This is a genomic window from Bacillus cereus group sp. N21, from assembly GCF_016483395.1.
Classification (GTDB): Bacteria; Bacillota; Bacilli; order Bacillales; family Bacillaceae_G; genus Bacillus_A; species Bacillus_A pseudomycoides.
Map to the genome: position 1 here is coordinate 17,918 of NZ_JAEHBX010000034.1, position 13,190 is coordinate 31,107.

Here is a 13,190-nt window from a genome sequence, read left to right on the forward strand (position 1 = left end):
TTCCTATGTGCCGCAAAAGATGGGAGGAATCAATATGGCAGTATACCGGAATGTACAGGTGAATTTTTGGCAGGATGATTTTGTATTGGACTTAACGCCGGAGGAACGATACTTTTACATATACTTGCTGACATGCTCTAAAACGACGCAATGCGGCATTTATCCGTTGCCGAAGCGTTTGGCGGAGATGGAAACAGGCTATAACCGGGAGACTGTTGAGAAGCTACTGCAGCGGTTCATTGACTATGGAAAAATATTATATGATGCAGAAACGAAGGAGCTATACATCCAGAACTGGGTGCGCTATAACCTAGTTACGAACACGAACATCGAGAAATGTGTTTTGCGTGAGCTAAAGACTGTGAAAAGCAAAAAGTTTTTACATATGTTTCTTCAAAAATGTTTGGAGGAAGGGCTGAGCATTCCGCTGTTATTGGAGCATTTTGGCATGCCGGTTGAAGAGTCTCAAGCTGTTCCTCAAGATGATGCCGAAAGCTGTGAAACAGATGGGGAAATTGATTCGGGAGGTAATGTATTCACGTTTTATGAACAAAACTTTGACAGCTTGTCACCGCATACGATGGAGGAACTGAATGCGTGGATGGATGATCTGTCAGATGAACTTGTATTGAAAGCACTCCAGATTGCCTATGAAAATAACAAGCGGACGCTTGCTTATGTGAAGGGCATTTTACGGGACTGGCATGAAAAAGGATATACGAGGCTTAGTGAAGTAGAGGAAGCAGCAGTGAGGTTTCGGAAGAAGGAACTGTCTGTTGCCCATGATACTGAGAAATTTCTAAATGATTGTGAAGAATGGGAGAAAAACGTACCGTCTGAAGAAGAGCTACAGAAGTTCTTGCAGGAACATGGGTGGCGTCCGTGAACTAGAAAAGGGAGATTATACATTATTGATTTAATATGTGTGGTCTATGCGCATAATACATTGGCAGAAGTAGACGCCTAATCAGCTGTCTTGTGTTACTATGAAAAGAAGATTACGAAAAACATCATAGAATGCTTAAAATTTTTGTTTTATGTAACGGAAAAAGAAAGGCGGTGAGTCTGTTAATAAAAACATGAATAGGAAAATGTCTATGTTTTTAATAGCAGAAAACAATGAACAACTACAAATTAACAATTCAATATGACGGAGGCCGCTATAAAGGCTGGCAACGTCTTGGAAATAATGATAATACGATTCAAGGGAAAATCGAAAGTGTATTATCAGAAATGACCGGAAGAGAAATCGAAATTATTGGCTGCAGCAGAACAGATGCTGGTGTACATGCTCTTCACCAAGTAGCTAATTTTAAGATTGATGAGAATTTACCAGAACTTAAAGTTAAAAAGTATTTAAATCAATACTTACCAAACGATATTAGTATTACTGATGTAGAGTTAGTCTCAGAACGCTTCCACGCTCGCTACAACTCAAAATCGAAAACGTATTTATATAAAATTTGGAATGAGGAACATACAAATCCATTTATGCGTAAATACAGCATGCATGTTGGGAAAAAGTTAAATATTGAAAACATGCAAAAAGCAGCGCAATATTTAATTGGTTCACATGATTTTACTGCTTTTTCTAATGCTAAATCTAAAAAGAAATCTATGGTTCGTGAAATATATATGCTCGATGTCGTGGAAAGTGAAGGTTTCATCCAAATTAGAGTGAACGGAAATGGATTTCTTCACAATATGGTGAGAAAAATCGTTGGAGCGTTAGTAGAAGTTGGATTAGGTCAGTTAGATGCTGAAGTGATCCCACAAATTTTAGAAGCGAAACAACGAAATCAAATTAATTGTCTTGCGGATGCGAGTGGATTGTATTTGGAGAAGGTTGATTTTTAGGAAAAAATAAAGACCGTCCTTTCGGAACGGCCTTTATTTTTTATGCTTATAGAACATTCTATGATTACGTATTTAGCCCATACTTTTTTAATCGATATTGCAAGTTTTGTCTACTTAATCCTAAGTATTTTGCGGCTTGCGAGATATTTCCATTATGTTCTTTAAGAATTTGAATAATATATTCTCTTTCCATTTCTTTTATTGTGTTCTTTAAAGTTTTCGATGTATGATCTAATTTATCTGTTTCCCATCTAGCTAGAGGAGGTTGAATAGGGGATTCGTTTTTTGTTAGCTCATAAAAACGAGCTGGGATATGGGATGTTGTAATAACGTCCTCATCTTCAATTAAGTTCATAGCCCCTTCAATTATGTGCTCTAATTCGCGTATATTGCCGGGCCAATCGTGTTTATAGAAGAAATTTATTACGCTGTCATCCACACCTTGTACTCGTAAACCAAACTGCATATTATATTTTTCAATAAAGCTATGAAGAAGCGGTAAGATGTCTTCTTTCCGCTGTCTTAAAGGTGGGAGAAATAAAGTAACGACGCTTAGTCTGTAATATAAATCTTTTCGCAGGCGATTATGCGTGATAGCTTCAATCGGATCTTCATTAATGGTAGCTATGATTCGAACGTCGACTTCTTTTTCCTGTGATCCGCCGATTCTTCGTATTGTTTTATCTTGTATTGCCCGCAATAATTTGGCCTGAAGTGCAGGGCTTAGCGAGTTAATTTCATCTAACAATAAAGTCCCACCATGTGCTTCTTCAAATAAGCCTGATTTATCGATTGCGCCTGTAAACGCTCCTTTATTCGTACCGAATAATAAGCTTTCCATTAAAGTTTCAGGAATGGCAGCACAATTTTGTGAGATAAAAGGTTTTCCAGCACGTTGACTTTTATTATGAATACTTTGTGCAAATAGTTCTTTTCCAGTTCCTGTTTCTCCCACAATCAGTATAGAGGAAGAGGTACGCGTTACTTTTTTTGCTTCTGTAATAACCGATTGAATCGCGCCTGAATTACCTATTATATGATTGAAGGTAAATTTCGTATGATGCCCTCGAATCGCGCCCCCTTTACTCGTTTGCCTTAATGGAGGAAATTCTTTTACGATTTCAACAGCGCCCTTGATTTTTCCATTCTTCACTATAGGGAAGGTGTCATTAATCGTTGTAATCTCTTGCCCCTTATTATTAAAATAAGTCTGTTTTATATTTTTCTTTGCTTTTCCAAGTGTTAATGCCTCTATAAGAGTACTATTCTGGTTTTCTTCAAAAGCAAATACTTCTAAAAGATTTTTATATAGTACATCTTTATGATCCATCGATTCAATTTCCATCATTTTGCGGTTATAAATGATCGTCTTACCTTCTTCGTTAATCATGTGAATGCCAATATCAATTTCATTCAGTAAAGTTTCATATAGCATATTCATTTTAACTAATTTTTTGAAATTGATTTCTTCTGTATACATGTTTCATCTTCTCCTTGTTATACCCTATGAAGACTGATTTTTCTTAATTTTAATAAAATTTTTGCGAGTATGCAAAAAAAATTTGCATGTTTAAGGTGAAAAATCTTTAAAAGAGAAGAAAGATATTGCGTGGAATTCAGATTTTTTCAGTACTATCTCTTAATCCTAAGTAAGAAATTAGGTTGGTATATATCTTGCATGAATAGTAGTTGAATCTTATAAATTTGGAGGTGGGGGAAAAGAGTTACATGCGCACTTAATAAGAAAGAGGGGTTTAAAAGATGAAAACAGTAATAGAAAACGTGTACAGCCCTTGCTATGGCAGAGTTACAAAATTATTTATTAATGAAAGTTCCTACGTATATGAGTGGGAGAAATTAGCTTTAATTGAAACGATGGATGAACGGAAAGTAGAAGTTAAAGTGGGAATCAGCGGTTATGTGGAATTGCTAGAAGTAGAAGAAGGACAAGTTATCACGGAGCAAACATTATTAATAACAGTCAGGGATGATTTATTGATTACAGGAAGTGATTAATATAGTCCTTCTGGATGATGTACCGTTTTCTAAGGATCTTTTAAACAATTGTGGAAAATTATAAAAAAATTTTAGTAACAACTATTTATCGTGTGATAGGTATTTCCTTGGATTGGGAGATTTTCTTTTGAAAAATCTCCCTCTTGTTACAAGTCTATCGCAATCATGAGTATGCACTTTATTTTTTAAAGCGTTTACATTTCTGCTAGGGGGGGCTCATATGGAAAAGCAAAATCAGGAGTTAAAGCGAGAGCTAAAAAGTCGACACATATTTATGATTGCACTTGGAGGGGTTATTGGTACCGGACTTTTCTTAGGATCAGGTTATACAATTCATGAAGCTGGACCTGGAGGGGCAATTGTAGCTTATCTTGTTGGGGGATTTGTTATGTATTTAACAATGCTCTGCCTTGGAGAATTGGCAGTTGCTATGCCTGATGCAGGGTCTTATCAAACGTATGCTACAAAGCATATTTCACCTGCAGTAGGTTACTTAGTGGGATGGATGTCATGGTTAAACTGGTCCGCTACGATAGGAATTGAACTGATTGCAGTTAGTATTCTAATGAAACGTTGGTTTCCGGATGTATCATCATGGATTTGGTGCATAATTTTTGCAATTTTACTTTTTGCTATTAATGCATTATCCTCAAGAAGTTTTGCAGAGGTTGAGTTTTGGTTTGCAAGCATTAAAGTAATTACGATTATCGCATTTATTATTTTAGGCGGGGCAGCTATGTTTGGTTTCCTAGATATGAAAGGAAATGAACCAGCACCCATGCTTTCTAGCTTTACTGATTACGGAGGACTGTTTCCAAATGGGCTAACAGCTATTTTAATTACAATGATTGCAGTTAATTTTTCCTTTCAGGGAACAGAATTAGTTGGTATTGCAGCTGGAGAGAGCGAAAATCCAGAAAAAACAATTCCAAAAGCTATTAATAATACAGTTTGGCGTATACTAGTTTTCTTTGTACTTTCCATTTTTATACTTGCTGGGTTGTTCCCTTGGCAACAAGCAGGAGTGATAGAAAGTCCATTCGTAGTTGTATTTGATAAAATTGGTATTCCTTATGCAGCAGATATTATAAATTTCGTTATTATTACTGCAGTATTATCAGTAGCAAATTCTGGATTATATGCGACTTCTCGTATGCTATGGTCTATGTCTAATCAAGGCATGATTAGTCCGATTTTTGGTAAGCTATCTAAAAATGGTGTTCCAATTTATGCATTGATTGTAAGTACGATTGTAGGTTGTCTTTCTTTATTATCAGGTATTTATGCAGAGGATACAGTTTATTTATGGCTTCTTTCTATTGCGGGATTCGGTGCAATATTGGTTTGGGCATCTATCGCTTTATCTAACCTTTTGGCTAGAAGAACATACTTAAAGCAAGGAGGAGATATTAAGGACTTGAAATTTAAAACCCCATTGTATCCGTTTGTCCCGCTTCTTGCTTTGGTATTAAATTTAACGGTAATTGTTGGTATGGCGTTTATTCCGGAACAACGCATGGCATTGTATTGTGGTATTCCATTTACGATTGTTTGTTTACTGTTTTATCATTTTACAAAAAATAAGAAAAAAACAATGGAACGTATTGAAAAGAAGGATGCAATAGAAGTATAAAGTTTATGATGGAATTTTAGGTTTGATTTTTATGTAGATGAGTAATAGTGTTATAAAAAAATCAACCGTAGGTACATAATCACAGCTTTATGTTATATGTAGAGAATGACAGGATATCATTAGTATTGAAATGAAAATCAAAAAAACGAGCTAATCTACCAGATAGCTCGTTTTTTATAAAATACATGTAGACTAAGAGGATTGATCTTTTTTGATTTGTAGTTTAACAGTCCAAAAAGCAGCAAGCATAATCGCTGCGATACAACCGCTAACTGTCCCGAGTAGCTGTGCATAAGGAAGGCTATTCATGTCGCTGTTGAGAAAAAACATCATGCATAGGATTGCAGGGAAAAGGTATAGATAATATAAGCGTTTCAGTCGTTTATCTTTTATCATCAACTTAGCCCCTTTTTATAAATTTATAATTAAATTATAACATAAAATTTTCCAATTTGTGTGGTGGAATTCTGATTTGTGAAAGAGTAAGAAAAGTTTCATCTTAAGTTATGGATAAAATGAAGAAGTTGAAGTTCAGCAGTTGATTGAGTTTACGAAAGTGATTACCGCTTTTATCTATGAATGGTGTCATACACAAAAATAAGAAAAAATTAAGGTTTTCCTAATAAAAGGATAAGATACATCATGTAATATGAAAAGTACATGTCGTGGAATCGTACAAACTTTGATGTTTGTACGATTTTTTTAGGATGGAACTATTTCAGAAGTTAGTCAAATTAGAATTTCGAAATAGTTCCATTTTTCTTGAGCAGCCTCTAAGTTTTCTTCTTTATATCAGCCAATTTCTCTTTTGCTAACTCAACTGCAATTGCATCATCCAAATAGCCAATTGGAAATATATAATCTGGAATAATGTCTGTTGATAAAACAAAATACAGTAGGGCACTTCCAATGATAGCACGCTCATTGAGAGGAGTGGACTCTTTGCAAAATTGATGATACATATCTGTTAATTGCTCAATGAAAGGACCTGTACTATCAATTTGCTCTAGTTTTGTTGAGAAACTCTCATGAATGCGTCTCTGACCTTCTGTTGTTTGTGCATATCTTTCATAATTTTCAAGTTCCTGTTTCACACGAGTTGTTGTGTACTCATAATCAAATAAGTTGGAGGATTGTAATGTTTGTTGAATTGCATCAAGTGATGTGTACATATCTGTTTTTTCTTTTTTTGTATGAGGGGAATCTGTATAGATTGCATCATATAACACTTGCGGTGGAATTTGCAGACATTCTGCAAATTTTTGCAGGTGTTTTTGTTTTGCTTGTTGTTTACCATTTATAATTCTTGAAATTGTGGAAGGATCAATGTTTGTAAGTGTTCCTAATTGGCGCATAGATAAGGCACGTTCTTTTAACAATTTTTTTAATAAGGTACCAAGTTTATCATTTGGATTTTGAGTAGACATAGTTTTGGCACTCCTTTTTTTTCTAAGGTGTTGAAAAAATGTGGAGCTTTTTATTACAAGTATATGAAGCTGACAGGCACAGTTGCTCAACATTTGCATAATATGCAATGAAAAGTGAACAGAAGGAGTGAATGTTGATGAGTACAGCCAGTTTATTTTCAATTTTTTTGATTGGAATTGCTTCTAATTTAGATAATGCAGGTGTAGGTATTGCGTATGGGATTCGCAAGATTCGAATTTCTTGGTTTAATAATTTTATCATCGCCTTTTTTGGTTTCTTGTTTGCTCTATTGGCTGGCTTTTTTGGAAGTTGGATTTCATTGTTTATTTCAGATTTTATCGCAAATTTAATTGGTGCACTTGTACTCGGGATAATTGGGGTATTTGTTTTATGTCAACCCTTACTTAGTAAGCAAGGGGAGGTATCAGAGAAAGATGGAAGCGTGATGGGAATATTACGTAATCCTGAGAATGCTGACTTTGATAGGTCTAAAACAATCAGTTTTTCTGAAGCATTGGTATTAGGTGTTGCATTATCAATTAATAATCTTGCAGGGGGATTTGATGCGGGAGTAACCAACTTGAATCTTTGGTGGACTGCAATTATCTCAGGTACATTTAGTTTCATTTGTATTAGCGGTTTTTCCTATATAGGGAAGAGATTTTTAGCGGAATACTTAGGAAAATGGGCAACAATTATTGCGGGCATTTTACTAATTCTTATCGGAATCGATCAATTGATGTGAGAGCAGATTGGAAAACAATATTCGAATATTTCCTTGGAAATACAACAAAGTACTGCATATATCGACGTGTTTTTCTTCATACTAACATTGATTTCTTTTAAAGAAAGGGGGATGAGTATGGGACGTGGTAAAGCATTTGATCATAAGAAAAAAGGTCATGATCATCAGCCGCCTAAAGGAGCATTCATTCATAAGGATGTAAATGAGCATACGTTAGAAGAGGAAGAATTACCAGTTAATATTGAAACGTACAAAAATAGTTTAAAAAAACATTAAAGCACCTATATAGGTGCTTTTTTAGCGGATGTCCTCAATTAATTGCTGTGATTCTTCATACATGCCATATTCACCTAGAACTTGAATGCAACGCCATTTTAATTCCTCAATACTTGGTTCAAGTTCTTCGGGAAGGACATGATGAATGTCTTCAAGCCCCATTCCAAAATGAATAAGCTCTAGTACTTGATCATCAATATTTCGATCCATTAATAATTCCAATACTTCTAAATTGAATATGTATCGATAAGCCTCATCGGGGGAAACAACTTTTAATTTTAGGCTTTCTACAATACTGAGTATAAAAAGAAGGATGGTTTTTTCTAGGACAGGCTGTTCCTCCATTTGAAAAATAAGTTTCATTTCTTTTACACCTCCACCGTATAGCGTTAGGTTGTACTATATTATTCGGGAGGGGGGAACAAATATGCATAATAAAAAAAGTTATCCTATTTAAGTGGGGGCAGGATAACTTTTTTATTTGTTGGAATTTGAAATTGAATTATAGGTAATGAGGAAAACTGTCATTAAGAAACCTTTTTAAAAAATACTCCAACCTTCCTGAGCGGAGAGTAACTCTAATATTTTAAATCCAGCGATACTATTTCCATTTGCATCTAGAGCTGGTCCAAAAATACCGATTCCCATTTCGCCTTTTACGCAGCCAAAAATACCACCGGCTACCCCACTTTTTGCGGGAATACCAACGCGGATTGCAAATTCACCAGATTCGTTGTACATGCCACATGTTACCATAAATGTTTTGCAAATTTTTGTGATATGTCTTGGAATAATTTGTTTTTTCTTATATGGATCGTAGCCATCCATTGCGAAGATTAAACCAATACGTGCTAAATCAATACAGTTTACTTCAATAGCACATTGACGTGTGTATAAATCCATTAATTCCTCGATATTGCCATCAATGATGCCATTTTGCTTCATATAGTAGCAAAGAGAACGATTTAAGTAAGCAGTTTCTAGTTCAGAGATGGCTACTTTTGAAGAGTAGTTAATTGTAGGATTGTCTGTAATATCACGTACGAAGCGGAGAATTCGTTCCATCTTCTCTTCGTTACTATCTCCTGTAAGCATACTTGTAATAGCTAACGCACCAGCGTTAATCATTGGATTAAGAGGTTTAGAAGGGCTAGTTGTTTCTAGCTTAATAATAGAATTGAATGGGTCACCAGTGGGCTCCATTCCAACTTTAGAGAATACATATTCTTCACCGCGATCTAGAAGAGCAAGAGCAAGTGTAATTACTTTTGAGATGCTTTGAAGGGTGAAGAGTGTTTGTGAGTTACCAGCATGGATATATTCTGTCTCTTTATGGTAGATAGCGATCCCTAAATCGTCTGGATTTGCATTTCCTAGTTCGGGGATATAAGTAGCAAGTTTACCTTTTTTTGTATATGGCTTTACTTGTTCTAACAGCTGTTGCAAGTTATTTATCTCGATGCACTGCATAATACCAACGCTCCTGTTCCTGTTTCACTAAGTTTACTGTTCCCTATAAACTTGGAAATAAATAATAACATGAAAAAGTGGAATGATAAAATGAAACTTCTATTTGAATAAAAATTGAAAACAATATAAACCCTTTTTTAGTTGGGAGAGAGGATCTGGCCATGCATAGAAGCGGTCAGATCTTCTTCCTGCCCCATGCCAAGTAAAACAAAGAGAGAAAACGAGGGCAGGTCACCTTTTGTTCTTCATAGCCGTGGCTTATATGTTGGAAAATCAAAATGGCTGTATAGTTGCCTTATCTTTCATTTTAGTCGGTAATAAAAGGAAAATCCCCCTTTTATATAACAGTTTGAAAATGGGGAATATATCCATAAAAAGTTCATAAATAAAAGCTACACATCTATACAACTATATGTTATTATGATTATGTAATAGAAAGCGTTTTCTAAGGTGCAATTATAATGATAACGATTTCATAAATTGAATAGGGGGAATTACAATGTTGCAGTTTCTACAACGTATTGGTAAAGCGTTAATGCTTCCAATCGCAGTGTTACCAGCAGCAGGATTATTGCTTCGTTTAGGTCAACCAGACGTATTTGATATTCCTGTTATGGCACAGGCCGGTGCAGCAATTTTTGATAACTTAGCACTTATTTTTGCAATTGGTGTTGCAATCGGTTTATCTGTTGATGGTAGTGGTGCCGCAGGTCTTGCAGGTGCGATTGGTTATCTAGTTATGAAGAATACAACTAATACTTTAAGTGTTAGTTATTCAACAGCAGAATTAAATGATAAATTAAAAAGTGTTCAAGACTTACTCGGTTCAGTTGATCCAAGTAAGTTAGCAGATACAATGACAAAAGTTTCAAAAGCATCGGCTTTAACACCGAAGATAAATATGGCTATACTTGGTGGTATTATTGCCGGGGTTGTCGCTGGCTTATTATATAACAAATTCCATAAGATTAAGTTACCAGAATGGTTAGGATTCTTTGCAGGAAAACGATTCGTGCCAATTATTACTTCTGTTGTCATGCTTCTTTTAGGATTAGTATTCGGTCAAATTTGGCCAACAATTCAAAGCGGTATTGATGCAGTAGCACACGGTATTGTAAACTTAGATGCAATCGGAGCTGGTCTATTCGGTTTATTAAATCGTCTATTAATTCCAATTGGTTTACACCATGTAATGAACACATATTTCTGGTTTGTACTTGGTGATTTTACAAATGCAGCAGGCGATATTGTTCATGGTGATATCGCACGCTTCTTTGCGCAAGATCCATCAGCAGGTATGTTTATGACTGGGTTCTTCCCAATTATGATGTTCGGTTTACCAGCAGCATGTTTCGCAATGATTGCAGCTGCTAAACCAGAAAAACGTAAAATGGTTACAGGAATGTTAGCTGGTCTTGCTTTAACATCATTCTTAACTGGTATTACAGAACCAATTGAATTCTCATTCATGTTCTTATCTCCAGTATTATATGGTATTCATGCTGTATTAACAGGTATTTCGTTATTTGTAACAACAAAACTTGGTATTCACGATGGTTTCTCATTTAGTGCTGGTGCGATTGATTATTTCTTAAACTTAGGTATTGCAACAAAACCGTTATTATTAGCGGGAATTGGTTTGATTTATGCAGCAATTTACTTTGCGGTATTCTATTTCTTAATTAAGAAATTTAACTTAAAAACTCCAGGTCGTGAAGATGATGAGGAGTTAGTAGAAGAAGATGAAGTACCAGTTGCAGGATCTATCGGTGAAACTTACGTAGCAGCATTAGGCGGAAAAGACAACTTAACCGTTATTGATAACTGTGCGACTCGTTTACGCCTACAAGTCAAAGATGCAAACTTAGTAAATGAGCCAGCATTAAAACGTGCAGGTGCAAAAGGTGTTATGAAATTAAGTAATACAAGCGTGCAGGTTATCGTAGGTACAAACGTTGAATCTGTAGCTGATGATATGAAAAAACATGTATAAATAATTGTAAAAGAGGATGTTCAAAAAGGTCGATAAAGTTGATCTTTTTGAGGGCAGCCTCTTTTTTTATAGAAATATTATCGGGAATCTCACTTTTTGGAATTTTCTTTTTCTTTTTTTGTGCATATTTGTTGGTAATACGTTCGTCACATGATAAAGTAGGGATGGTATAAAACAAAACTTCCATTAGTTAGGAGAAATTAGAGGGTATCTTTTTTATGAATGGATTAAATTATTGGTAAATAAGGGGAAAAAAGAACCATGAATGAAGAAAAGGATAGTGTCAGTGTGAAAGCTCGTCGACCGGTTACATACATAAAAAGAACGGTCATTCTCATTGTATTGTTTTCGCTTGTATATTTTGCGTTTACAAAAATTACTTCACATAATAAGAAAGAGAATGCGTTAAAAGCAACTAAGGAAGTAAAGAAAGAAACGGTACAAAAACAAGCAGAACAACCTCCGGAAGTGCCACAGCAAGCTAATAAGGAAGTGGAACAACCTGTCCAAGGACCACCACAAGAAATTAACGAGAATGCCCAATTAGATGAGTATTTAAAGAGCAAAAATTTTAGTGGAACAGCAGTTGTTGTGAAAAATGGAAAAGTACTTTTGAATAAAGGGTACGGGCTGGCAAATCAGGCGAAAAAAATACTAAATAATTCAGAAACAACATTTTATATTGGCTCAATTTCAAAGGCATTCGTAGCGACAGCGATTATGCAGTTAAAAGATCAAAATAAACTTCAAACAGAGGATACAATAGCGAAATATATTCCTAGTTTTCCAAGAGGTAGCGAAGTTAAATTAGTTCATCTATTGACACATACATCTGGAATTCCTGAATATGAGGCAGGAGCAGATGATATTTCTCATGAGGAATTGTTGAAGCGAATTGGACAACAAAAACGTTTATTTAATCCAGGTGAAAAATGGAAGTATTCGGATTCCAATTATTCAATACTTGGTTACATTGTTGAGAAAGTTAGTGGACAACCATTAGAAGAATATATTAAACAACATATTTTTGATGTTGTAGGCATGAAAAATTCGGGTTTTGGTACTGAATTAGAGAAAACAAAGTATCCTTCTACTGGTTACAAGATTGTAAATAATAATATGACAGTACCTGCTATCCCGAGCATGTCACAATTATATGGAAATGGCGACATATATACGAGTGCAAATGATTTATACTTATTTAACGAAGCGCTATTTTCTGGGAAGCTAATATCCAAAGAAAGCTACAATCAAATGTTTACAGCATTTAAAAAAGATTATGGATTTGGATGGTATGTAAATCCGGGAAGTTACTCTAATCACGGTGTAATGCCGGGATGGAATTGTTTAAATGGATTTAGTAGAAGTGGTAATGCGTATGTTATTTTATTATCTAATATTCAAAATAACATTAAATCATTTGGTACGGTTAATAATGATATTTATACGATGTTGCAGCATATTGAAGTGTAAGAGACTATCTTTTGAGGTAGTCTTTTTTTCATGTAAGTTGAGAATTGATGTAAAAGAAGACGGCATTCCACTAGAAGCAGTTCAATATTTTTCAGCAAGTGGCGGGTCACTTGTTTCGATATCGGTATCTGAACATGCGGATTTTGAAAAAGCGGTATACTATGCGGTAACAACAATTATAACCTTTAAAAATTAGAAGACATCGTAGTAGCATGCCTCTTTTATTGGAAAAGTATAAGAGTTGACAATTAAACTTCGTTGTAACTATAATTGTTTCAACTTGATCGTAAAGGGGAAAT

The 13,190-nt window shown here is 35.1% G+C and carries 13 protein-coding genes and 1 pseudogene; 9 read left to right on the forward strand and 5 right to left on the reverse strand.

The window, feature by feature from the left end; genetic code table 11:
* Positions 1-34 precede the first annotated feature (34 nt).
* Both JDS96_RS18430 and truA read left to right on the forward strand, forming a co-directional pair.
* Positions 35-886, forward strand: a complete 852-nt coding sequence (locus JDS96_RS18430; RefSeq protein ID WP_199667641.1) for a DnaD domain-containing protein — start codon at positions 35-37, stop codon at positions 884-886.
* 233 nt (positions 887-1,119) lie between these two features.
* Positions 1,120-1,857 carry a tRNA pseudouridine(38-40) synthase TruA gene (truA, locus tag JDS96_RS18435; RefSeq protein WP_003194856.1) on the forward strand — a complete coding sequence of 246 codons (738 nt, stop codon included), beginning with the start codon at positions 1,120-1,122 and terminating at the stop codon, positions 1,855-1,857.
* Positions 1,858-1,921: 64 nt separating this feature from the next.
* Here truA and JDS96_RS18440 read toward each other — a convergent pair whose 3' ends face one another.
* Complete coding sequence (locus JDS96_RS18440; protein ID WP_199667642.1) at positions 1,922-3,337, reverse strand: sigma-54 interaction domain-containing protein; 1,416 nt, start codon at positions 3,335-3,337, stop codon at positions 1,922-1,924.
* Positions 3,338-3,618: 281 nt separating this feature from the next.
* Between JDS96_RS18440 and JDS96_RS18445 the strand changes: the two genes are divergently transcribed.
* Positions 3,619-3,873, forward strand: a complete 255-nt coding sequence (locus JDS96_RS18445; RefSeq protein WP_003194859.1) for a biotin/lipoyl attachment domain-containing protein — start codon at positions 3,619-3,621, stop codon at positions 3,871-3,873.
* Between the two features lie 220 nt (positions 3,874-4,093).
* Positions 4,094-5,506 carry an amino acid permease gene (locus tag JDS96_RS18450; RefSeq protein ID WP_199667643.1) on the forward strand — a complete coding sequence of 471 codons (1,413 nt, stop codon included), beginning with the start codon at positions 4,094-4,096 and terminating at the stop codon, positions 5,504-5,506.
* A gap of 192 nt (positions 5,507-5,698) precedes the next feature.
* On the opposite strand, the gene JDS96_RS18455 is transcribed toward JDS96_RS18450, so the two are convergent.
* Both JDS96_RS18455 and JDS96_RS18460 read right to left on the reverse strand, forming a co-directional pair.
* Positions 5,699-5,902: a hypothetical protein gene (locus JDS96_RS18455; RefSeq protein WP_018767239.1), complete on the reverse strand. Its 204-nt coding sequence runs from the start codon at positions 5,900-5,902 to the stop codon at positions 5,699-5,701.
* Positions 5,903-6,279: 377 nt separating this feature from the next.
* Positions 6,280-6,933 (reverse strand): DUF1232 domain-containing protein, encoded by a 654-nt coding sequence (locus JDS96_RS18460; RefSeq protein ID WP_003194865.1) that lies wholly within the window; start codon positions 6,931-6,933, stop codon positions 6,280-6,282.
* Positions 6,934-7,070: 137 nt separating this feature from the next.
* Between JDS96_RS18460 and ytaF the strand changes: the two genes are divergently transcribed.
* Together ytaF and JDS96_RS18470 are read left to right on the forward strand one after the other, a co-directional pair.
* Positions 7,071-7,679: a sporulation membrane protein YtaF gene (ytaF, locus tag JDS96_RS18465; protein WP_033795854.1), complete on the forward strand. Its 609-nt coding sequence runs from the start codon at positions 7,071-7,073 to the stop codon at positions 7,677-7,679.
* A gap of 117 nt (positions 7,680-7,796) precedes the next feature.
* The gene (locus tag JDS96_RS18470) at positions 7,797-7,955 is read left to right on the forward strand and encodes a hypothetical protein (protein ID WP_000532411.1); all 159 of its coding nucleotides are present in this window, start codon (positions 7,797-7,799) and stop codon (positions 7,953-7,955) included.
* 21 nt (positions 7,956-7,976) lie between these two features.
* Here the strand turns inward: JDS96_RS18470 and JDS96_RS18475 are convergent, their stop codons facing one another.
* Together JDS96_RS18475 and glsA are read right to left on the reverse strand one after the other, a co-directional pair.
* Positions 7,977-8,318, reverse strand: coding sequence for a DUF3969 family protein (locus JDS96_RS18475; protein ID WP_003194872.1), 342 nt, complete (start codon positions 8,316-8,318; stop codon positions 7,977-7,979).
* Between the two features lie 177 nt (positions 8,319-8,495).
* Positions 8,496-9,425, reverse strand: coding sequence for a glutaminase A (glsA, locus tag JDS96_RS18480; RefSeq protein WP_006093333.1), 930 nt, complete (start codon positions 9,423-9,425; stop codon positions 8,496-8,498).
* Between the two features lie 499 nt (positions 9,426-9,924).
* Between glsA and nagE the strand changes: the two genes are divergently transcribed.
* The 3 genes and pseudogenes from nagE to JDS96_RS18495 form a co-directional block, all read left to right on the forward strand.
* A complete protein-coding gene (nagE, locus tag JDS96_RS18485) occupies positions 9,925-11,418 on the forward strand; it encodes an N-acetylglucosamine-specific PTS transporter subunit IIBC (protein WP_003205798.1) in 1,494 nt (497 codons plus the stop codon).
* A 261-nt stretch (positions 11,419-11,679) separates the two neighbouring features.
* Positions 11,680-12,891 carry a serine hydrolase domain-containing protein gene (locus JDS96_RS18490; RefSeq protein WP_018767241.1) on the forward strand — a complete coding sequence of 404 codons (1,212 nt, stop codon included), beginning with the start codon at positions 11,680-11,682 and terminating at the stop codon, positions 12,889-12,891.
* A 43-nt stretch (positions 12,892-12,934) separates the two neighbouring features.
* Positions 12,935-13,087 (forward strand): annotated as a pseudogene (locus tag JDS96_RS18495) (sugar ABC transporter ATP-binding protein); the annotation flags it as partial.
* Positions 13,088-13,190 lie beyond the last annotated feature (103 nt).

Excerpts from the sequence above, each read along its gene's own strand:
- JDS96_RS18475 (WP_003194872.1), bottom strand. The coding sequence starts at position 8,318 with ATGAAACTTATTTTTCAAATGGAGGAACAGCCTGTCCTAGAAAAAACC.
- JDS96_RS18470 (WP_000532411.1), top strand. The coding sequence starts at position 7,797 with ATGGGACGTGGTAAAGCATTTGATCATAAGAAAAAAGGTCATGATCAT.
- JDS96_RS18490 (WP_018767241.1), top strand. The coding sequence starts at position 11,680 with ATGAATGAAGAAAAGGATAGTGTCAGTGTGAAAGCTCGTCGACCGGTT.
- JDS96_RS18455 (WP_018767239.1), bottom strand. The coding sequence starts at position 5,902 with ATGATAAAAGATAAACGACTGAAACGCTTATATTATCTATACCTTTTC.
- glsA (WP_006093333.1), bottom strand. The coding sequence starts at position 9,425 with ATGCAGTGCATCGAGATAAATAACTTGCAACAGCTGTTAGAACAAGTA.
- JDS96_RS18460 (WP_003194865.1), bottom strand. The coding sequence starts at position 6,933 with ATGTCTACTCAAAATCCAAATGATAAACTTGGTACCTTATTAAAAAAA.
- nagE (WP_003205798.1), top strand. The coding sequence starts at position 9,925 with ATGTTGCAGTTTCTACAACGTATTGGTAAAGCGTTAATGCTTCCAATC.
- JDS96_RS18440 (WP_199667642.1), bottom strand. The coding sequence starts at position 3,337 with ATGTATACAGAAGAAATCAATTTCAAAAAATTAGTTAAAATGAATATG.
- ytaF (WP_033795854.1), top strand. The coding sequence starts at position 7,071 with ATGAGTACAGCCAGTTTATTTTCAATTTTTTTGATTGGAATTGCTTCT.
- JDS96_RS18450 (WP_199667643.1), top strand. The coding sequence starts at position 4,094 with ATGGAAAAGCAAAATCAGGAGTTAAAGCGAGAGCTAAAAAGTCGACAC.
- truA (WP_003194856.1), top strand. The coding sequence starts at position 1,120 with ATGAACAACTACAAATTAACAATTCAATATGACGGAGGCCGCTATAAA.
- JDS96_RS18445 (WP_003194859.1), top strand. The coding sequence starts at position 3,619 with ATGAAAACAGTAATAGAAAACGTGTACAGCCCTTGCTATGGCAGAGTT.
- JDS96_RS18430 (WP_199667641.1), top strand. The coding sequence starts at position 35 with ATGGCAGTATACCGGAATGTACAGGTGAATTTTTGGCAGGATGATTTT.